The following is a 21079-nucleotide window of genomic DNA, read 5'->3' as shown; positions in this document are numbered from 1 at the left end:
GTCCCTTGCCAAGACTTCTATCAATATTTTTTTAAATAAGATATTTTACAAAAAAATGAAAGCCCTTCCATTTCATGTTTTTGAAATTGGTTAAGTATAGTATTGATTACGGCTAACAGTGTTGATTCATACTGCGAAAGGGGGCGAATGGAATGCAAGCGTATGCGACAAATAAAAAGCGTAAAACCATTATTATCATTTTACTATTTATCGGAATGACATTAAGTTACATTGATAAAGCGTCGATTAACGTAGCCATCATTCCAATTCAGAAAGAACTACAGCTTAACTCTTTAGAATCAGGTTTTGTATTAAGTATTTTCTTTTTCAGCTACGCCTTCATGCACCTATTAGGAGGATGGCTTACAGATAAGTACGGGTCACGAAAAGTGTTAGTCCTTTCCATCTTAGCTTTTTCGCTTTTTACTACTTTTACGAGTTTTGCTTGGTCATTTGCATCACTACTTTTGTTTCGTTTCCTGTTTGGTATCGGGGAAGGCAGTGTTTTTCCTGCAAGTATACGATCGATTTCCGATAACTTTCCCGAAAATGAAAGAGGGAGAGCAAGTTCATTCTTTCTATCTGCACAAACGTTCGGTGGTGCGATAGGTTCCGTTACGATAGGGGTTTTGGTGGTTTCCCTTGGATGGAGATCGATGTTTGTCAGTATTGGGATTATAGGTGTTTTAGTCGCATGGGCATTTTGGGTCTATCTAAAATCTCCGGCAGATGCACAAATCAATAACGAAAAGCAGAATCAAAAGAAGGTTTCTTATAAAAAGGTATTTAAAACAAATAATTTTTGGAAGCTCTTCTTTACTAAGTTTTTTTCCAATATCGTGAATTGGGGTATGATTTCCTGGATGCCATCTTATTTGGTAAATAAAGGTTTAGATCTGTTGTCAGTAAGTGCCTTGATGTCCATTCCATATCTTGCTTCTTTTCTTATGTTTAATGTAAACGGCTGGATTTTAGATAAATATATGAGCGGAAGAGAAAAATATCTGGCTGTAGCAGGATCCATATCTTCTGGTGTCTTTCTTTATATGATGTTTAATGCAACGTCCGTTACCCTTGGGATTGTTTATATGACCTTTAATGCGATTTCCATCGCGTTTATCGGAACATCCCTTTACACGATGGTCATTAAATACTCACCAAAGGAGTTAACTGGATCTGTGACAGGGCTTGTCAGTTTTGGCGGGCAAATTGCCGGAGGGATTTCTCCTGTTGTAATTGGATTTGTTCTTACTCTTTTCAAGGGTTCATACAATGCTGCTTCCTGGTTTTTAATCACTGCTGCATTGGCAGGGGCCATTGCATCAATAACGATTAAAAATAAAGTCAAAGAAACAAAAGAAGACGTGCTTATAGAGCATTCTTTTTAATGAATAGGAGGAGGGATTTGTCATGCAGTCCATTACAAAGAATGATATGAAAGTTTTTCCGCCAAATTCAGAGGATATCGTGACGAAGGATAATTGGTTTACTACTCAAAAAAATTTGCAAGGGTATTGTCATAGCGGGGAACTAAGTTCCAACCGTATTATCTGGAGAGGAAACCATAGTCCCACCCCATTATCATATGCTAAAGATTCATTAGATTTAGCAAAGATAAACGTTACCAATGCTGAAAGTGTTTTATCGTATCTTGAGCGAACGAACACAGATGCTTTTTTAGTGATGCATAAAGGAGAAGTTTTATACGAGAACTATTTTAATGGATATAAATCATATCAGCCGCATGCATTGAACTCCGCGACAAAATCATTTGTCGGCTTGATTGTTAGTTTGCTTTCTGATGAAGGAGTATTGGATTTAAATAAAAAAGCTTCCTTCTACGTTCCAGAGTTAGAAGGAACAGGACTTGGTGAGGGAACTATTCAGCAATTGCTAGATATGCAAGTTCCTGTGAAATATATGGAAGCTGACACGCCAATGGGGATAGGCCGGGGGACACCGATTTTCATTGCATCCGGTTCAATGCCAAAACCAGATAACTATAATGGGCCGGAAAACCTATACGAATTTATGATATCGAGTAAAAAAGATAAACTACCTGGTACTGTATTTAAGTATGAGAACGGACAAACAGAAACATTGGGATGGATTGTCAAACGTTTGACAGGAAAAAACTTAGCAGAATTAATACAAGAATTCATCTGGTCTAAATTGGGGGTAGAAGAAAACGCCTTGATGCACTTGGATCAAATCGGTACGGATATAGCCAGTGGCGGTATGCGGGCTACATTGCGTGATTTGGCAAGATTTGGCGAAATGATGCGAAATAATGGTTACTACAATGGCCAACAAATCATTCCGGAACATATGATTAGGGATATTCAAAAAGGTGGGAATCAAAAATATCTTGCGGAAAGTAGCCATCATTATCTTTTAGGATTTTCTTATTATAATAAATGGTGGATTAGCCATGATCGATACGGGGGGTATTCAGCTCGAGGGAAGTTTGATCAGCAAATACACATTGCCCCAAAAGCCGATACAGTGATTGTTAAATTATCTTCCTATCATTCTCCTAATTCAGTGGGAATAGACGCATTTCAAGCGATACTAGATTATTTAGTAAAGCAATAACATCAAGCCGGGAGTATTTGTTGTTTTAAAAGCACTAAAAAAGCTACTTCACAGAATACGAGACTATCAAGAAAAGGAAAGCGGAAGGGTAACCTTTTATGGAAGCATTAAATAAATGGAAGAAGGGGCAGGCGATAGTGTAAAATTTGCACAGCAGCATTTAGCGAATGAAAGAACGTATTTAGCTTGGATACGGACTAGTGTATCTATTGTCGGAGTAGGGTTTTGACCAGGTCTTTGCATTTTACGATTAAAATTAACTCGAATCATAATATTAATAACGTAGCGATATTCCTCGGCATCTTTGCCCGTATCGTTGGTTTTATAATAGGAGTACTGGCTACTCTTCAATATTCAGGAAAAGGAAAGAAATCCAGGATGGTATATTTAATCCTTCTAATCGTTGTATTTTCTTTATACCTTCCCTGTATTCCATCTTAATCTTCATTATTTTTATGTATCTTTCTTGTTATTTATATAGGTTAATAACAAAATGGGTTATTTTTAAAAAAACGTGTCTTAACGAAATTAAATTTTGCATAAATAAAAGTGATAAGAAATAAAGTGGTAAAGAATTATATGTAAAAATCCCCCACTAAATAAATTATAGAACTTCAAATAAAATAAGCAATTCGTTAAATATAAGGGATATTATAGACAAAACATTATTAAGTCCATTATTTGAGGGATCTTCTGGGGATAGGTATTTATAATATAAGCTTTGTAAATACGATGTTTAAAAATAACCAAAATAAAAACTGAATTTTGTATAAATCTGGGGGTAGAATATATTTTACCTCTTTTTACCTTGGTCGTCTAATGGGCGGTCATGCGAACGGACAGATTTACCCTGAGTTTATTTTCTATTATATTATCTTTTAAAGAAAGAGGGGTTTTATGAAAAGACAGTTGCAAAAGTCGAGTGGTCAGGTATGCGATTCAGATAGATCTAGTCCCAGAAACCAACGATTAACAATATTTAAAATCACTTCCTGTTCAAGGTCACATTCAAACTGAACATTTAATAAATAACCAATGGGCAGCATTTTTAAAAAAGTATCTGGTCTATTTGTCAACAGCCTCGTTCGGGTGCTTTTATTTTATTATTTCTCCCTTTTGCCTTGTAGGAAACTAACACGCTTTAAGACGTGATCAAGAAGTAGAAAAAGCTTTTGTTCTATATCGGAACGATGAATAGAATGGTACGGTTATTCATTGCCCTCTTATTGTCAAGACATCACTACATTTAATAGGTTGAATAGATTGTTTACAGAGTTAATATATCAAGTATTCAAAGTAACTTTGTACTCAATTTTTCTTCTTAGATTACTTTTAATATACCTGATTCTTATAGTACAGATAAAGCATTTTCCTGATTGGATCCGAGTTGCGTCAGGAAAATGCGAATTTACAAAGGTTAGATTTTGGTACAAGTCTTATAGAAATAGAATGAGTAGTTATGAATAGAGGACAACACCAACTAAACCAGAAAGAATAATGACATAGGCTGGATGCCAGCGTAATTTCAACAGGGAGAATAACGATAACCCAAAGACGAGTAATAAGCTTATCGAATGCCACGAAAAGTTTAGAGCAATCATATGATTGGAAATGGCAAAACTGATTGCTGCAAAGAGGATTAAACTAGTGACAATGGGTCTTAATCCATAAAACATCGATTGAACAACTTGATAATGATTCAATTTATTGAAGAAGGTGGCTATAACGATTACGAGTATAATAGCAGGAAGCAAGATTCCGAGAGCGGATGATATGGATCCTGCTAATCCAGCAGTCGAATAGCCAACGAGAATGGCACTATTGATGGTGATAGGACCTGGGGACATGCCGGCAATAGCGATTACATCGGTAAATTGTTGCGTCGTCATCCATCCATGCTGTGAGACTTCAGATTCTATTACGGGAATCATGGCGTATCCCCCTCCGAATGATACAAAGCCGATAATAAAGAAGGTGCTAAACAACTCCCATAATTCTATCATTCTATATCCCACGCTTTCTTGAAAATTAGTTTAACAGTTTATACCGATAACATTTCAGGAAAATATCGTCCAACTTCGATGGACCTATATGCCTGCACCCATGAAATATTCGAAATCATTTTCTTCTACTTTCTTTTCTTTTCGGTCCATGTTGATTTTGTAACCTAATTTCCTCTTAACAGAGATAGTCACAATCCCTGCTATTGCTCCTGATAATATAGCTAAAACCGGGTGAATGAAGAAAAGGACTGGAATCCCTACTATAAATATACCGAATGTTGATTTGTCAACAATAGCTGTTTTTCCTATCTTGATAGCCGCATAGGCGATGATGGCTACTATGGAAGCTCTAATCGATATAAATGCGGATTCTATCTTTGGATTGTCCTGAATGAAAAAATACAAAATGCCGAGGAGTAGAACAATTATAAAGGTAGGAAATGATACACCAATCATGGCTGCCATTGCGCCCTTCATTCCGGCAATTCGATGGCCGATAAAGGTGGCGGAGTTAATAGCGACAGCTCCCGGTACGGACTGAGATAACGCAAAAACATCTGTAACTTCTTCGCTTTTCAGCCATTTTCTCTTCTCCACTACTTCTTTTTCGATTAAAGGGATCATCGCGAACCCGCCTCCGAATGTGACAGGTGCTATTTTAAAAAAGGTCCAAAATAATTGGAACAGTGTTTTCCATTGTCCAGTCATTGTCATCAGTCACTCCCCTTTGCTACTTTATATAAATCTTATAATTAACATATCAAAGAAAAAGGAATGGGTAAATTGCAACTAAATCATTGGGTATAACAAAACGTTATACCTAGAAGATTTATCCGTTTTATATAGAATTTCACCAATAATTGAATAGGCTCACCTGTTCAGGGAATATAGCGCTGCTTTTCCATTTCACCATTTACCTATATGATGCTATCATTTTATTAAACTATTTAAAGACATGGAGGTTGGTTTCTTTTGAAACTAGAAAATCTAAGAATGTTTTGTTTAGTAGTGGATGAAGGAAGTATAAGCCAGGCAGCGAGGTTAAGTTTCTTATCACAACCCGCGGTAACAAGACAGATTCACCAATTGGAAAATTATTATAGCACTTTGTTATTCGACCGTGAGGAAGGGAGGCTGAGAGTGACAGAAGCAGGAAAGTTGTTATAACCTTTTGCAAAAGCCATTGTGAATGACTTCAACCATTCAAAGGAAGTGATTCAGCAATCAACGGGCGCTTACAATACAAACCTCATAGTAGGTGCATCCTTGACTATCGGAGAGTATTTGTTGCCGAGTTTGCTTGGGAAATTTAAAAAACAACAGCCTGAAGTAAAAGTAACATTAACGATAAAAAATACCCCCCGAGTTCTAGAGGATTTATCAAACGATGTTATTGATTTAGCCTTGGTGGAAGGACTTGTAGAAAATACCGATTTTATTGTGGAGAAGTTCGCCGATGACGAATTGATATTGGTTTGTCCATCAGACCACCCATGGAAAGACAGAAAAGAAATCCAGGTAGAGGAATTGGGAAATGAAAGGATGATCTGGCGTGAATCCATTTCAGGGACACGACTTATCGTAGAAAACATGTTAAGAGAGCACGGGGTTTTAGAAAAAATAGAAAGCTACATGGAGATTGGGAGTACACAAGCGATAAAAAGTGCGGTTGAATCTGGACTTGGAATCAGTATTCTGCCAAGGTTAACAGTGGCCAGGGAATTGGATCAAGGTTTTTTGCGGGAAGTGGGTATTTCCAGAATAGATATAACAAGAAATCTATGGCTAGTCAGAAAAAACAAGCGTTTTAATAAAATAGGGGTATCTAATTTTGTGAATTTTCTTCAATAGAGAATGAAGCATACCTTGATTTATCATTACTTCACTTCTTATTCACTTTAAAGAGATTTTCTATCCTTTTATTTAGACTATTTGGGATATGCCAATTTTTTAATTATTGGCTGGGTTGAAAGACGACGTGAACAGACGAATGTTGGGCCATTAGTACAAAAAAGATGCATGAATTTTTAATTGATATGCTGGAAGATGAAATTGCCTGTCGTATGTCACTTAGAAGACCGGAAGCAGGAATATACGATGTGAAAATCATTGAAACTGAAGTGCCAGGTCAATTCAGGTAAAGTACCTAAAAATATGGTTTTCTAATAATACAATACATAACCAAGGGTGAAAAACTGGAGCTGGTTAGAGGAATTTACATGAGTATGCTCTAAAGTTTTTTCAAAAAGGTAGAGAAGTGAGGTACTTTATCATGAAAGCCGTATCCTAAGAACTAACGATAGGCCATGTTTGTTTCTATCTCTTTAATGGTCTTACGCATCGAGCGAATACCAAAGGTACATTGAATGAATGTCAGTTTAACTAAAATAACTGGATCATTTCTTGGGCGCCCTACCTCTGAATACATATCTTTCACCAAGTCATAAATGAAAGAGAAGTCAATGGCGGCCTCAATTTTACGAACGAAATGGTTCGCTGACACCAGTTGATCTAAAGTAATCATTTCAAGTTGATCTCGCTGAATAGAAACAAGTTTAGAAAGCATCCTTATCACCTCAAGTTTTTATACTTCTATTTTAAAACAAAAAAGACTGTTGGAAAAAGGGGTTCTATCTAAATGTTAAAACAAAGTTGATTGGAAGAAAGGTGCGAGACTCCTGCGGGAAAAGCGAGTCCAAGGGAGACACTACAGGCGCAAATGGCGCCGAGGAGGCTCCCGGACCGCCCGTGGAAAGCGAGTGCCTGAAGTAGAAATCAACGTTCAAATTTTTACAAATCCTCAAAAAAACTGTAGACAAACTCAATTATTTATCGAGTTTGTCTACAGTCTGGGGCTGATCTTACTAGATCAGCCTTTTATTTATAGGCTCAAAAAGATGGTTTATTTAGCTTAAATTTCAAAATTAAGATAATTTAGCTTGGCTAATTCTTAAAGAACCACATTGTGTGAACGAGTTGACCAAGGAATGGAAAAAATTCTTATTCTGGGCAGTACATAAATTTCATAATGAGGCGGTTCGGGTAGGGTCTTTTTTGTAGCCGTCCTTCGTTTACTAATTCTGTAGGGTTCTTTCAACCTCCTCTGTATTTACATGAAAAAGATCTGCGATTTTAACTGTGGAAATGGAGATGTATTTCGGCTTTTTGGTAGAAGAAATAATCATAGTTTGTACTCGATGAAACAAAGTATCCTTTTCCATTTGTAAGCCTCCTTCCCTGTTCGTATATGAATATATAGAAACTTAACTAATTCCCTAAAAGGGTAACCAATTTAGATGTTCATATGCACCCTTTTTTCTATCTCAACTGTAAAATCTCGATAATGAATAATATTAATTTCAAATAAGGTAAATCTAAAAGGAACAAGGAGGGATATCATGGGATTTCATAGTCAGCCACGGATTGCACATTTAACGGTAGAGGCAGATACTCGAAAAGTCACATTGCCCCTTCACAGTATGCTTATCCTTGGTTTTTTGGGAGGGTTGAGTCTGCAAAAACAGCTGGCAACATTAAGTTTTATTGAAGATGCAGCTTCTTATGAGGATTTTCTTCAAGCTATTAAAGATACGGGCTTCACTATCGAGACATCAAATCATTAATTTTCAATCTTGGTAAGCAAATACTTTTATTTTTTCATGATAAGGAGGGTTAAAAATGAGAATCTGTGAACTCTGTGGTCTAGAAGAAGAATTGGAAAACGTAAACAAAGATGAATCGGTACCTACTAGAATGCTTCATCTTTGCGAAAATTGCAGAAATGATCGGAAATTCGAGAACTTTCTAGAAACTCATCTTTAATAAAACAGGAGCTTACTGATAGATCAGCAAATTTTTTCCTCAATTCTAATCCCAGTAATTCTTCTCCAATTTCTAAAGTTTCAAAAAACCTGTTGTATTTATAGAAGGAATGGGCTTGCAAAGTATCACGTAGTCACAAAAAAACATTGTAGTCCTTGTGCAAGGGATGCATTGAAATTCACTAAAATAAAGTACCGACCTAAAAAAACTCGGTTAAATCAATTTGGTAACTACTAATACATCCTGAAACCTTGAAAAATTTAATCATTTCATACCATTTCTTTACAATAAGTTCATTGGTCTGTAGCAGGTTCTACACATTAGATTAGGATAATGAAACCGACGGAACACAAGGTGTTCTATTAGGGGGAGGGGTCGAAAAATGAAGAAAAATTCAATGAAAATTTTTCAAAGGCTTGTCAGTAAAGGATTATTTTCAGCAATGGCATTAACAGCTGGTTCGATTTTAACGTTAGACTTTCCATCAAGTGTTGTACAAGCCGCGTCTGTGAAGGAACAAGCTCTTCCTCTAGGGAATTCTAATCTTGCGGAAACCCGGGATCAAACAAAGATTACGCAGGGCTTAACCTATACGCATATCATCCGTGGGGCCAGTTCGGAAAAAGATGTCTTTATCATTGATGTGGGATTTTACAAAACCAAGGAAGAAGCTAATAAGGTGAAAATTCAACTGGATTCAAAAGGTTACGAGTCCAAAGTTAAGAAAATTTCAGAACGGCCTGCCGACGATCATGAACAAGGTCCGCTTGGATACCTTGTACGTGTTGGATCATTTAAAGCGGAGAGAGATGCCAACAAATTAAGAGATGAATTAAAAGGAAAAGGATATGGTAATTCACGCGTTGTTTTTTCGGCTGAAGATGGAGGGAAATCTACGGGCCCTTGGGTTGTGAATATTTTAGAAATCGATCCAAAGAAGTTTAAAGGAAAAGTTTTATCTGAACTGGGAACTGAGATAGTACCCGGGAAGGAAAAATTAACTAGCATTTCAGCCCGTACTGGTGCGATAGCGACTGTAAACGGTGGATATTTTGTAATGGGACCGAGTGATGGTACAGAAGGGGATCTTGCTGGTGCGTCCATGATTGGTGGCGAGCTCATTAGCGAAGCGGTAAATGGCAGGACAAGCCTGGTTTTATCTGGAAATAGGGCACAGATAGCTTCAGTAGAAACTAAACTTTCAGTTACGGCATCTGATGCTGCAAAGAGAGAATTGGATGGCCTTAACCGTAAACCTGGCCTGATCCGTGGATGTGGAGGCATTGGTGATAATTTAAACTTTGCAAAGCATGATTTCACTTGTACGGATTCTGGGGAACTTATTCAATTTACATCCTCCTTTGGTGCTAAAACTGAGCCTGGGGATGGAGTGGAAGTTAATTTAAATTCAAAGGGTGAAGTTACAGAAGTACGCAAAAGCAGAGGCAGCTTCATTCCGCTTAAAGGCTCCATCCTAGCAGGTACAGGCGATGCCGCTAATTGGCTTTTGGCCCATGCGAAGCTAGGTGCAAAACTGAAAGTGAATACCAGGATTCTTGCTGATAAACAACCACTTAAGGCGGCACCGAAAATTAGTATTGTCAATGGTGGGCCGCAATTGCTGCATGACGGTAAAGAGAAGATTAATGCGGTAAAAGAGGGGTTCAATTGGAGCGAAAATCCAGAATTCTACTATAAATTTGGAGAGCGTAGAAATCCCCGAACTCTTGCAGGGGTCACTGAAAAAGGGAAAATTCTCTTGGTTACGGTTGATGGACGTCAGCCATTTTATAGTGTGGGAGCAAATTTTAAAGAGAGTGCCCGTCTCATGAAAGCTCTCGGGGCGGTTGATGCAGTAAACTTGGATGGCGGAGGTTCTACGACTATGACAGTAGGCTCCAAATTGGTGAATCGTACATCCGATGCGGCCGGTGAACGTCCGATTGGGGATGCGATTGTTATTTTACCTAAATAAAGGATGAGGAAACCTTATATCATTTTGTGTTATCGCTAAATATTACAATTCTTCACTTGATTGAAGGGATTTGTCGCTTAGATAAAAGCAGCTATAGATTTATTCCGATTTAACAGGTCGTCAGTGAAGAGTGTCGAGAATAGTATATCGACGGATTGGAATTCTTTTTAAAAGATGAACAGGAAACAGTTGATTTTTTATTTGGGAATTGCAGATGAAGTAACGAACCCAAGTATTAAAGAGGCCTTTCGCAGAGCGGCAGCAGATGAACAAAATCATGCCGTTTGGTTTTTATATTATCTTGTTAATGCGAAATAGCTAAAGCGATTTGAGATTGACGATAGGGTCCAGTAAATTAAAAAAGCAGCTAAATAGAAGGACAAGAGACATCGTTTAATATGGATGTCTCTTGTCTTTTTTATTAGGAAACTATTCTATCCTGTGGTTCTAGTAAATTAGAAAAAAGAATTATAAATGTAAATCCTCATCATATTCTGCCTCAACCGGTACAGGTGCTACATTGGACCTTTCCAGTGCCGGTGTGTCCGGACGGGCTGCTTGATAGACTGCTGCACCGAGCACTTGAGCCGTCTTTAACAATTTTTCCTTACTGATCAGCTCAATTGTATCCTTTGCCGTATGGTATTCCGGCTCCAATGGAGCATACGTAAACACCGCGGCAGGAATACCCACTTCTGTGAATGGCTGGTGGTCACTTCTTCCAATTTGATTATAAGGAATGGCATCATAAAGCCTTGTTCCTGCTGAATTTCCTAATGTCGTGACTGTATTTGGTTTTCCATCGTACGTAAACATGGCAAATTCGCCGGCATTTTTGCTGCCCACCATATCCATATTAAACATCGCTACCGTTCTGTTAATCTCATCTTTCGTAAGGCTTTGTGCATAATGCTTGGAGCCTAATAATCCGTTCTCCTCTGCGCCAAAGGTAATAAACCTGATTTCTGTATCAGAAGGTGCATTTTCCAGGACTCTTGCCAGTTCCAGCACAATGGATGTACCTGATGCATTATCACTGGCTCCTGATGAAACAGAAACAGAGTCATGATGCGCGCCAACTATAATAATTTGATTCGTATCCTTATTTTTCATCGGTTTTTTCGTGGCAATCACATTGTGAGAAGTGGCTTTTACAAACTCTGCTCCTTCAACAGACATATTTGCTGTCAGGTTATTGCCTTGCAGAGAAGAAATTAACTCATCACCATCGCTCTTTTTCATAAATAGTACAGGTAGATTACTCTCATTTGCCGGCAAGCTAAAAAGCGGCGTGGAATTATCTGTATTAATGAACACGACTCCGATCGCTCCGGCTTTTTTTGCATTATCCATTTTTTCTGTAAATGGGATCGTGCCTCTTTTAATTAAGGCGATTTTTCCTTCTACCGAAGCATGAGCTACCTCTGCCGTCGTTCCTAAACCTGCGTACACAAGCTCTGCTGACACTCCGCCGGAAGGTGTGTTATTGGAAAAGCGGAAGGCGGCCGTTTCATAATTACACCCATTTACTTTTAAGGAAACAGAGCTTGGGTGTTTATAGTCCTTAATAAAATGAAAAGGCTGGACCTCTACTTCGTTAAGTCCATACTCCTTAAATTTACCAGTTATGTAATCTACAGTCGTTTGTTCACTTTGTGTTCCGGCTACCCGTGGTCCAATATTTACAGCTAAATGTGAAAGATTCTGGTAGATTTTTTCAACATCGATTCGTTTGATCACTTTATTGTCAAATGCATGCTCGGACGGGTTTTCACCCTGGATTGCCATAACAGAATGTGATGAAAACAGTAAACTCCCTGCCAATAAAGAAGCTCCTAAAATCTTCGTTCCTTTTTTCAAACTCCTTCGCCTCCCCAAAAATAGAATACTAGTTTAGTATATGGCTAGTATGTAAGCGCTATCAATGAGACTTTTGTAATGTTTTTAAAAAAATACATATTATAACAAAAAATAAAGAAGTATGACAGCATATGATAGTCCACAACATGTCGTCTAGTCTTACTAAAGCGGCAACAACAGCCGAGAAAAATGCAGTTGTAATGCGCGCCATTAAAGAAATGCAACTTGCTCTTCCTTATGAAGACCGCGTCGGATTAAAGACAATAATGCGTGATAAATCTGTAACGTTACATTTCGGTTAGGGGAGAGACGATGGGATTTTTTAATAAACTTCGCGATATGAAAGATTCAGTAAGCTATAAATTAGATGATGTAAAATATTTTGTTGTTGACAAGGCGGAAGATGCGAAAGACTTTGTCAAGGATAAGGTACTCGATACAAAATATATTATTGCTGATAAGGCAAGTGATGTGAAGGACTTAGTAGAGGATGCAGCATATTATGTTACGGATAAAGCGAGTGACACCAAAAACTTTATTGTCGACAAAGCGATAGATACGAAGGATTTTGTTAGTGATAAAATGTTTGATGCACGCTACTTTATTGCGGACAAGCAGGAGATATTAGGGACTTTGTCAGTGATAAAACATTTGATGCGAAATACTTTATTACCAAAAAGGTAAAAATTAAATCAAAGGCGGATGTAGTGGAACTTACTTCTAATCTACTGAAATCACATTACTTAATAAATGTTTCAAAATAGATAGCGGTAACATTATTTTAGAATAGAGTCGAGGTAAATGCTCAGCTCTTCTTTAGAAGCAAGTTTTTTTATGATTGTTTCTCTATTTAAAGTGCAAATGAGGGAATTTGCATCGTTTCTATAGATTCTTTAGAAATTTCATGTTCAGTATCCTTAAAAAACAGTTACTCGTACTATTCAGACGTGCGTATAAAATTGGGGGACAAGAGTAAGCTACAAACGTATGATAAGCTGTTGCAGGAGGTGAATAAATATGAGTAATGGTGCAGGACGTTCTAAAAAGAACGAACCAAATGATGCAAACCATGTGAATGCGGAGACGAAAGCATATCAAAGACAAATGTCAGAAAAGAATAACCAAGAGCATAATGATGGAAGCAAGTATAAGGGGAAGGTTCAATAGGGCCTGATCTTTTTTGGTTTCCAGTATAAATTTCCTCTCATATCCCTCACAAATGTAGAAGAATATTTACTAGGGAACTGATATATCAATATCAGTTCTCTTTTTTGATATACCTTGAGTAAATCATATCTGTAACTAGTTTATATATATGGAGTAATGGGAAAAGCCTTGGAAATAAACATTTAAGGGCTATTTATGCAGCTCTCAAATTTATTCAATAGAGCTTGATCCCCGACTATCCGTTTGAATAGCATTTAAAAAGATTGTAAATTGTGTTTCAGTTTGACTTTGGCTTCCTAAACCTATGGGTGTGTTATTTATGTATGAGTTAGACTACAACCAATATTTTATAAGAAAAAACGCTACCCTAAAGTTTTCTTTTAGTCAGGTTCATCAAGTTACAATCGTTAATTTTTATATTAACTAACTTCCTCAATACCCATATGTATGCCAAATTATAAAGATATCCATATGAGTATTCACATCTATTGATGTAGGAATTATTGGCCTTCTTGGATGATTTGAAAGACCTGGTTATTGTAATTATGCGTCCAACATTATTCTTCCTCTATTTTAGAATACAATAAATGATATGAAAGACTTCACGTGAATTCTTGGTTATTTAACAATATTCGGAATAGACTTAATAGGTAGTCGTAGGAAATAAAACATATAAATAAATAAAAATAAAAGCAGTAAGACTCGCATATTCTAACTGCTTTTGCACGTTATTATACAGGTAATCTTCATAAAAAAGTATAATTATTGGGACAGCTTGAATGACTTTACTTATTTCCAGGCGCTGGCTGGTCAACACCCTTTACCTGATGGCGATGTCCGTTTGCTTCAGTCGTATAAAAATCATAATTATGAACATGCATTCCATTTCCTACAGGAATAGCAGGACCCGAATATGCCTGGTAATAATGAGTATGACCATCTTCAAAGACAACATAACCCTCAGTGTAATGCACATGGTTATCATCCTTAATCATAACTGGAGGTGAAGTTACATCTAAACACAGATGAACATGGCCATCACTAACAGATGTATAGTCAACGGACCCATGATTATGGTTTGGCACAAATCCCTGAACAAAATCATCCTTTCCAACCATCCTAACACTTCTAACTATCACTTTTCCAAAGAATATTGGTCGCTATTTTTATAACCGTTCACCCATTTTTTTCATTAAATCCATCTTCCAATACCTAAATCATGTAAACGCATTGGTTCAAGTAATACATGGTTGACAAGATGCTACAAATTTGGCCTGTTTGGATTAAAATCTTATACTGCTGCCTTGTTTTATTGTATTTCCGATTGGTACTTGACATGCCCCTAAATTCAAGGGAAATATGTTTAAAACCATAAGATTTGATAAAGAATACCTACTTTCCATTAGCTCCCGATGACTTTCTGCTTTTAATTTCTTTTACCTTTCTTTGACGCTGAAAACGTACCACTAATCACACCATGCTTATCTAAAAAGAATACTCCTATTTTAGTAAACATTGGTAAGCTAAGTGATTTCCGGGGGTTATTCCCGGAATTCCATAAAACTAAAAAGGTTTGACAAACTTTCTAATCTTACCGTATGATAAATAATATACTTGAATATATTCTCCTAAGGGGAGTAGCTTTTACAACAATGTCGTCAATACGGAGTTCTTCGCTCTCGGCTTTGTTGGCAACATTTTGTTGTTAGCCAGACCTTACCTAGTGGTAAAGGTCTATTTTCTATTAGTAAACCTTTACCGAAATGGTAAAGGTTTTTTTGTAGTCCGGATAATGTAGCCCTTCAAGAATTGTTTAAGCTAAGCTTGTGGAATGATAAATGAAAAACAAATAAATATAAATGGAGTGTATTCTTTGATACTGAGAAAATCTTTGTTACTTTTAGGGATAGGGTCTGCACAGATAGATTTAATCCTTCCCAAAAATACGTATAAATCTGGTGAATTAATAAATGGGTATTTCTTGATTAAGGGTGGTACCCAGGAGCAAAGAATAAGGAGGATTGAATGTGATTTAATTATGGATACTCATTCTACGGGAATGGAAGATATCCTTAAAACGAGCACCATTTTATCTTCAAGTGAGATTGATTCAGGGGAAAGTAATGAAATTCCTTTTAACTTTCGTCTGCCTACATTAAAGGAACCATATAAGCGAGGGGTTTCCTATCGCCTAAAAACGAGACTTATTCTTGATAAAGGGATAATAGGCAAGGATGATGATTGGATTTTAATCGATTCTGAATAAGAGTGGAAACGGAGGTGGGAACATGGATATTTTGAATTTTACAGAGCGGGTTTTGGATTATTTGAAAGAATTCTTATTATTGAGGCTTTTTATAATAGCTCTACTGTTATTGGCCGGTTATTATATATTGAACAAAATGGTTGAATGGTTCTTTAGAAGGTCTAATTTTTTTGAGGAAGAAGTCGAAAGAACGATACAGGGTGTTACTCGTTCTGCTCTAAGGTACGGTATTTCGGCGCTTTTCCTCATTTATCTGATTGGACAGTTTATTGACATAAAGGGAATACTGGCTGGAGCTGGGATTGTAGGGGTCGTTATCGGATTTGCCGCTCAACAAATGCTTAAGGATATCTTATTGGGATTTGTTAGGTTTTCAGATAATGAATTTCGAGTGGGGAACTTTGTTACATTTAATGGGACAAGTTCCGGGACGGTTGAGGAAATTGGCATCCGGTTCATGCAGATTCGGGAATGGTCAGGAAAACTGCTTACTATCCCACACAGTGAAATCAAGACGATTCAAAATTTTAATAAAGGGAGAATGCGAATCATTGAACGCATCACGGTGAGTTACCAAGAAAAACCAGATAGGGTGAAGCGGATGTTGGAAGAATTATGCCTCACTTGTAATGAGAAGTTTGCTGAAAGCCTTCTAAGGCTCGAGGACGGTACACCTGAAGAAGATTTTAGATATCTTGGCATTACGGATTTAAATCCGAATCTTAAATATGTTGGATATGAGCTATGCATAGTTGGACTAGTAAAACCTGAAGATTATTTTGAAACATCAAGAAATGTGAGGTTTGAGATGATGTCTGCTTTACATGAGCATCAAATTCAAATGCCATCTTCCAATTTACTTGTTCAGACAAATCCGAATCATGGAAGTTTGATGGAGAGCTAAAAAAGAAGCATCTTTTTGGATTTTTGTTGGGGCTATTTCGGAAGTGTTATAAATAATATTGGATTCTTATGAAATGACGGATTGTGGGGAAGTCATTATTAACTAGGACTGTTGAGGCAGAAAAATAGACTTAGCAACTATTCATGAGGTTGAAGAATATAAACGGGCTTTCTTAAAGAAAGTCTCAGTTTGTAGACAAAAGGGGTTCGGAATGTTTTAATTCCGGACCCCTTTTGAAATTCCCTTTGAATTTTGCTCAAGATTAAGAGATTGGGCCTCTACGAGCCCACTTTATTAAGCCATTCTTGGACCTTGCCATGTCCAATTGGCTATCTTCTTTAAATTCATGGCAGCGAAAGTAAGCATCGCCTGCATCGACAATTTTTTAAGTCCCCTTAAAGTAGTCCAACGCATACCATGCTTTTCTTTTGCATCTGCGAATACACGCTCTATTGTTTCTTTACGTTTCGCATATATAGGTTTTACATCCTTGTGATGACGCAGATGATCTGCTTCTTCCATATAATTTTGCCAGATATGGCGTGTCACCACTTTTTGATGGTCTTTGCTTACTGTACACTGTGATAAAAATGAGCATGTCGCACAAGTGTGTTTGGGTGATTTGTACTCGCGATAGCCCTCTTTATTTGTTGTTGAGTACTTTAAAATCTCGCCCGATGGGCAGAGATAACAATCAAAATGTTCATCGTAAACATAGTCATGCTTGCGAAAGAACCCTTCTTTTGTTCGTGGACGTGTATAGGGTAAAGCTGGTGTGATTTCTTTCCCAAAAAGGTAGCTTGTAATGGCTGGTGTTTTGTAAGCTGCATCTGCGGCAACAACTTCAGGTTTTCCAACTTTCTCAATCACTTGTTCAACAAGAGGCTCTAAGATATGACTATCATGCGTATTTCCCGGTGTTACAATCGTCCCCAGCACAAAACCGTTGCGGTCCGCAGCCGCATGAAATGAATAGGCAAACTGTTTTGTTCGTTCATCTTTTACATAGTAGCCACTCTCAGGATCAGTTGTACTTTCTTTAATTTCTTTGGTTTCTTCTTTATCAAATTTATCCGGTGGAAAAGGCTTCTTTCCATTGTTTTCACGATCTTGATTTATTTCTTCTTGAAGGCGTCCTTGATATGCTCGTGTTTCCTTACGAACGATTTTCTTTTCGAATTTCCGCTTATTCGCACTGGCTTTCACATGTGTTGAATCAACGAATACGTGCTCTGCACTAATTAACTTTCTTTCTGAGGCTGTCATTAGGATACGATAAAAAATCTGTTCAAACAGGTCTGTATCTTTAAAGCGACGCTCATAATTTTTCCCGAACGTTGAGAAGTGAGGTACTTTATCATGGAAACCGTAACCTAAAAACCAACGGTAAGCCATATTCGTTTCAACTTCTTCAATCGTTTTACGCATCGAACGAATACCGAAGGTATATTGAATGAATGTCAATTTAACTAAAATAACTGGATCAATACTTGGGCGGCCTATCTCTGAATACATCTCTTTCACCAAGTCATAAATGAAAGTGAAGTCAATGGCCCCCTCAATTTTACGAACCAAATGGTTCGCTGGCACCAGTTGATCCAAAGTAATCATTTCAAGTTGATCTCGCTGAATAGAATTATGTTTCGAAAGCATCGTCATCACCTCAAGTTTTAATACTTCTATATTAAAACAAAAAGGACTGTAGGCAAAAGTGGTTATATCTAATTGTTAAAACAAAGTTGATTGGAACGGAAGGTGCGAGACTCCTGCGGGAAATGCGTGTCCAAGGGAGACCCCACAGGCGCAAAGGCGCCGAGGAGGCTCCCTGACCGCCCGCGGAAAGCGAGTGCCTGGGGTGGAAATCAACGTCGAATTTTTACAACCCCTCAAAAAAACTGTAGACAAACTCGATTTTCATCGAGTTTGTCTACAGTCTGGGGCTTTCTTAAAGAAAGTCTGTTTTTTTATTTTCATGACTTAATACTTGGTAATTATTCTATAATAGTATTATTTTTTGAAATTTGCACTTGATTAATCAGAATGATTCGATTATTATATAATTAACATTAAATGGAAGGGTGACCTTTAAACAATGATATATAATCCTATTCTTTAAGAAAAAATGCGTGTTAAATACGAACTTTTTTCTGGATAGGATTAGTCTGTACATTAAAATACAAACAAAGATCATTGTGTTCCTTCCATCATCAGGGATATTTTGCCTTTTTAATTTGTATTGTACTGCCTCCTGTCCAGATATTTGACAGGAGGTTTTTATATTGGGGAAAAACGCATCTGTAACATTAAGTAATAAGGAACCTAACTTATTTACAAATCGTGTATTTCGGGCCATTATCTTTTCAGGATTATTTCTACAAATAGGGATATGGGTACGGAATTTTGCAGTTTTGCTATTCGTTATGGAACAAACAAACGGTGATGCCTTTGCCATTTCAATGATTTCAGTGGCTGAATTCGCACCTATTTTTATTTTTTCATTTATTGGTGGGACGTTTGCAGACCGATGGAGCCCGAAAAAAACGATGGTTTGGTGTGATATTTTAAGTGCAGTATCGGTATTTGCTGTGCTTATCGCCCTTATCTTCGGAAGTTGGAAAGTGGTATTTTTTGCAACATTAATTTCAGCAATACTTTCTCAATTCTCTCAGCCATCGGGCATGAAGCTATTTAAGATGCATTTGCCAGAGAGTCAAATTCAAACAGGGATGTCTGTATATCAGACCGTATTCGCCGTATTTATGGTTTTAGGCCCGATCCTGGGCACATTTGCCTTCCAATCATTCGGAATCAACATCTCGATTGCGATTACTGGCCTAGCGTTTTTACTATCAGCGGGTGCACTCGCTTTCCTTCCAAAAGATCGCAAACTGGATGAAGGAACCGTAAAAACGACATTATGGCAGGAAATGAAAAGCGGAGTGAGCTACGTGTTGCGAAAAAAAGAGCTAAGTCTATTAGGATTATGTTTTCTGGCAGCCGGGCTCGGACTTGGATTCATTCAGCCGCTCTCGATTTTCCTAGTTACCGAACAATTAGGTCTGCCGAAGGAAAATCTACAATGGTTATTTATGGTGAATGGTATTGGTATGATTTTAGGCGGTGCTGGAGTGATGATTTTTGCTAAAAAAGTGGCACCGCAGAGGTTATTGGCCTTTGGAATGCTTGTGAATGCCATTGGATTAGCGGTAATGGGGTTGTCGACCAACCTTTGGATTACACTTTCCGCAGAGTTCTTTAACGGGCTAATGTTGCCTTGTATTCAAATTGGAATTAATACATTGATATTGCAGAGGACCGAAGGCGAGTTCATCGGAAGAGTAAATGGAATCTTAAGCCCATTATTCACTGGTTCGATGGTTTTGACTATGAGTGCGGCAGGAGTGTTGAAAGAACAATTTTCACTCGTCGCTATATTTGAAACAGCGGCATTCTTTTTTATTATTGGGATGTTTTTCATTTTGCCATTGTACAATCAAAAGATAGAAACGAAATCATTGGAAACTCAGTCGCAGGAATAAGGAAAAGTCAGTGAAGTGGTGAAAATTTACATGTAAGTTGAAAGCAGAGAGCAGGCTCTCTGCTTTTTTGAATAACATGAATCTAGAAGATATCAACTTATTAAAGGAGTGGGTATTACTTAAAGATTGAATCTGGTTACTTAAACTTTGTACTTCATTCACTATGTTATTCATGAATAAATCGTTAAGAATAATATACTATTGGTTTCTGAAGGTAACAGATGCTAAAAACCATTAATAAAGAGAAGTATAACTATTGCCGGGTAAATTTGATGTTGCATCCTTATTTAAGGTTTGCCAGTTTGATAGGATTAACCGTATTATTTCAGATTCTAAGCTGTCGGAAAAAGTATTGCAGAGGTACGAAAAGAAGAAATTGAGATTGTGAATAAATAGAAATCATACCATGTTACGTTGAGGAAAAGTGAATGTTGGCTTTTCCTCTTTTTATTAGTTTAAAAAATGAACATGGAATTATTTGTTTGAATTAACAACAAAATCAAAAAAAATACACTTCACATTAACGTTAGCTTAATAATTAATAAGTAATATTGAGTTGGAAGTAGGCCGTTTGTGGAAAAGTTGTTTTATTGTGGGCTTTGTTGAGAGCAAATGATGGTCGGAAACAAATCATTACAAGCATTAACAATTTTTCCGTTATTATTACCTGCATAGACAATAAATACTGTACCGACAAACAAGTCTTAGTTCCTCTAGATCTTTCATATAGGAAGATACAGAATTCAAATTAGAAAATTTTATTCCTTCTTTTTAGAGTTTGTCAAAGTAAGTGATACACAATTTGCGTTACTAACTTTAGGAGTGAATTTTTCTACTGAAAAAATGAATATAAGAGGGGGGATTGAGTGGCGGGTTCCATGATATGAATACATTCTTATTACCAAAATTTCAATGATTTATTATATATAAAATAAACTAAAAGTACCT

The 21079-nt window shown here is 37.1% G+C and carries 21 protein-coding genes and 2 pseudogenes; 16 read left to right on the top strand and 7 right to left on the bottom strand.

Going from position 1 to position 21079, the window contains the following annotated elements:
• Nucleotides 1-152: 152 nt before the first annotated feature.
• From RE409_RS14180 to RE409_RS14170, 3 genes are all read left to right on the top strand, one after another.
• The gene (locus tag RE409_RS14180; protein ID WP_201184751.1) at nucleotides 153-1388 is read left to right on the top strand and encodes an MFS transporter; all 1236 of its coding nucleotides are present in this window, start codon (nucleotides 153-155) and stop codon (nucleotides 1386-1388) included.
• A gap of 22 nt (nucleotides 1389-1410) precedes the next feature.
• Nucleotides 1411-2595, top strand: coding sequence for a serine hydrolase domain-containing protein (locus tag RE409_RS14175; RefSeq protein ID WP_201224463.1), 1185 nt, complete (start codon nucleotides 1411-1413; stop codon nucleotides 2593-2595).
• 115 nt (nucleotides 2596-2710) lie between these two features.
• Nucleotides 2711-2824 carry a DUF202 domain-containing protein gene (locus tag RE409_RS14170; RefSeq protein WP_242485250.1) on the top strand — a complete coding sequence of 38 codons (114 nt, stop codon included), beginning with the start codon at nucleotides 2711-2713 and terminating at the stop codon, nucleotides 2822-2824.
• 1228 nt (nucleotides 2825-4052) lie between these two features.
• Here the strand turns inward: RE409_RS14170 and RE409_RS14165 are convergent.
• Both RE409_RS14165 and RE409_RS14160 read right to left on the bottom strand, forming a co-directional pair.
• A complete protein-coding gene (locus RE409_RS14165) occupies nucleotides 4053-4598 on the bottom strand; it encodes a chromate transporter (RefSeq protein ID WP_207196092.1) in 546 nt (181 codons plus the stop codon).
• 84 nt (nucleotides 4599-4682) lie between these two features.
• Entirely contained in the window at nucleotides 4683-5312 is a 630-nt protein-coding gene (locus RE409_RS14160) for a chromate transporter (RefSeq protein ID WP_242485252.1), read from the bottom strand.
• A 258-nt stretch (nucleotides 5313-5570) separates the two neighbouring features.
• Here RE409_RS14160 and RE409_RS14155 point away from each other — a divergent pair, with 258 nt between their 5' ends.
• From RE409_RS14155 to RE409_RS14145, 3 genes are all read left to right on the top strand, one after another.
• On the top strand, nucleotides 5571-5765 hold the full coding sequence (locus RE409_RS14155) for a LysR family transcriptional regulator (protein WP_309557701.1): 195 nt from the start codon (nucleotides 5571-5573) through the stop codon (nucleotides 5763-5765).
• 18 nt (nucleotides 5766-5783) lie between these two features.
• Nucleotides 5784-6449 (top strand): LysR substrate-binding domain-containing protein, encoded by a 666-nt coding sequence (locus RE409_RS14150; RefSeq protein ID WP_309557700.1) that lies wholly within the window; start codon nucleotides 5784-5786, stop codon nucleotides 6447-6449.
• Between the two features lie 164 nt (nucleotides 6450-6613).
• The gene (locus RE409_RS14145; RefSeq protein ID WP_274606967.1) at nucleotides 6614-6739 is read left to right on the top strand and encodes a hypothetical protein; all 126 of its coding nucleotides are present in this window, start codon (nucleotides 6614-6616) and stop codon (nucleotides 6737-6739) included.
• Nucleotides 6740-6894: 155 nt separating this feature from the next.
• Here RE409_RS14145 and RE409_RS14140 read toward each other — a convergent pair.
• Nucleotides 6895-7164: pseudogene (locus tag RE409_RS14140) on the bottom strand (transposase); the annotation flags it as partial.
• 508 nt (nucleotides 7165-7672) lie between these two features.
• On the bottom strand, nucleotides 7673-7819 hold the full coding sequence (locus RE409_RS14135) for a hypothetical protein (RefSeq protein WP_242485253.1): 147 nt from the start codon (nucleotides 7817-7819) through the stop codon (nucleotides 7673-7675).
• Between the two features lie 177 nt (nucleotides 7820-7996).
• Here RE409_RS14135 and RE409_RS14130 point away from each other — a divergent pair, with 177 nt between their 5' ends.
• From RE409_RS14130 to RE409_RS14115, 4 genes and pseudogenes are all read left to right on the top strand, one after another.
• Nucleotides 7997-8221 (top strand): hypothetical protein, encoded by a 225-nt coding sequence (locus RE409_RS14130; RefSeq protein ID WP_201184745.1) that lies wholly within the window; start codon nucleotides 7997-7999, stop codon nucleotides 8219-8221.
• A gap of 55 nt (nucleotides 8222-8276) precedes the next feature.
• Nucleotides 8277-8420 carry a hypothetical protein gene (locus RE409_RS14125; RefSeq protein ID WP_201184743.1) on the top strand — a complete coding sequence of 48 codons (144 nt, stop codon included), beginning with the start codon at nucleotides 8277-8279 and terminating at the stop codon, nucleotides 8418-8420.
• A gap of 382 nt (nucleotides 8421-8802) precedes the next feature.
• The gene (locus tag RE409_RS14120) at nucleotides 8803-10395 is read left to right on the top strand and encodes a phosphodiester glycosidase family protein (protein WP_201224473.1); all 1593 of its coding nucleotides are present in this window, start codon (nucleotides 8803-8805) and stop codon (nucleotides 10393-10395) included.
• A gap of 143 nt (nucleotides 10396-10538) precedes the next feature.
• A pseudogene (locus RE409_RS14115) lies at nucleotides 10539-10713 on the top strand (ferritin family protein); the annotation flags it as partial.
• Nucleotides 10714-10863: 150 nt separating this feature from the next.
• Here the strand turns inward: RE409_RS14115 and RE409_RS14110 are convergent.
• Nucleotides 10864-12255, bottom strand: a complete 1392-nt coding sequence (locus RE409_RS14110) for a DUF4910 domain-containing protein (protein ID WP_201184739.1) — start codon at nucleotides 12253-12255, stop codon at nucleotides 10864-10866.
• Between the two features lie 146 nt (nucleotides 12256-12401).
• Between RE409_RS14110 and RE409_RS14105 the strand changes: the two genes are divergently transcribed.
• The 3 genes from RE409_RS14105 (at nucleotide 12402) to RE409_RS14095 (ending at nucleotide 13422) form a co-directional block, all read left to right on the top strand.
• On the top strand, nucleotides 12402-12557 hold the full coding sequence (locus tag RE409_RS14105; RefSeq protein ID WP_201184737.1) for a hypothetical protein: 156 nt from the start codon (nucleotides 12402-12404) through the stop codon (nucleotides 12555-12557).
• Nucleotides 12558-12594: 37 nt separating this feature from the next.
• Complete coding sequence (locus tag RE409_RS14100; RefSeq protein WP_309557698.1) at nucleotides 12595-12939, top strand: hypothetical protein; 345 nt, start codon at nucleotides 12595-12597, stop codon at nucleotides 12937-12939.
• 333 nt (nucleotides 12940-13272) lie between these two features.
• The gene (locus tag RE409_RS14095; protein WP_201249440.1) at nucleotides 13273-13422 is read left to right on the top strand and encodes a hypothetical protein; all 150 of its coding nucleotides are present in this window, start codon (nucleotides 13273-13275) and stop codon (nucleotides 13420-13422) included.
• Between the two features lie 785 nt (nucleotides 13423-14207).
• Here RE409_RS14095 and RE409_RS14090 read toward each other — a convergent pair.
• A complete protein-coding gene (locus RE409_RS14090) occupies nucleotides 14208-14540 on the bottom strand; it encodes a YmaF family protein (protein WP_201224476.1) in 333 nt (110 codons plus the stop codon).
• Between the two features lie 755 nt (nucleotides 14541-15295).
• Between RE409_RS14090 and RE409_RS14085 the strand changes: the two genes are divergently transcribed.
• Both RE409_RS14085 and RE409_RS14080 read left to right on the top strand, forming a co-directional pair.
• Nucleotides 15296-15688: a sporulation protein gene (locus RE409_RS14085; protein WP_223305511.1), complete on the top strand. Its 393-nt coding sequence runs from the start codon at nucleotides 15296-15298 to the stop codon at nucleotides 15686-15688.
• Between the two features lie 22 nt (nucleotides 15689-15710).
• A complete protein-coding gene (locus RE409_RS14080; RefSeq protein ID WP_201224477.1) occupies nucleotides 15711-16592 on the top strand; it encodes a mechanosensitive ion channel family protein in 882 nt (293 codons plus the stop codon).
• Nucleotides 16593-16886: 294 nt separating this feature from the next.
• Here RE409_RS14080 and RE409_RS14075 read toward each other — a convergent pair whose 3' ends face one another.
• Nucleotides 16887-18245 carry an IS1182 family transposase gene (locus RE409_RS14075; RefSeq protein WP_201249442.1) on the bottom strand — a complete coding sequence of 453 codons (1359 nt, stop codon included), beginning with the start codon at nucleotides 18243-18245 and terminating at the stop codon, nucleotides 16887-16889.
• A 626-nt stretch (nucleotides 18246-18871) separates the two neighbouring features.
• Between RE409_RS14075 and RE409_RS14070 the strand changes: the two genes are divergently transcribed.
• The gene (locus RE409_RS14070) at nucleotides 18872-20131 is read left to right on the top strand and encodes an MFS transporter (RefSeq protein ID WP_201184728.1); all 1260 of its coding nucleotides are present in this window, start codon (nucleotides 18872-18874) and stop codon (nucleotides 20129-20131) included.
• The last annotated feature ends 948 nt before the right edge of the window (nucleotides 20132-21079 follow it).

This window comes from Peribacillus sp. R9-11, from assembly GCF_031345095.1.
GTDB classification, from domain to species: Bacteria; Bacillota; Bacilli; order Bacillales; family DSM-1321; genus Peribacillus; species Peribacillus butanolivorans.
This window is presented reverse-complemented; position numbering and strand designations above follow the sequence as displayed.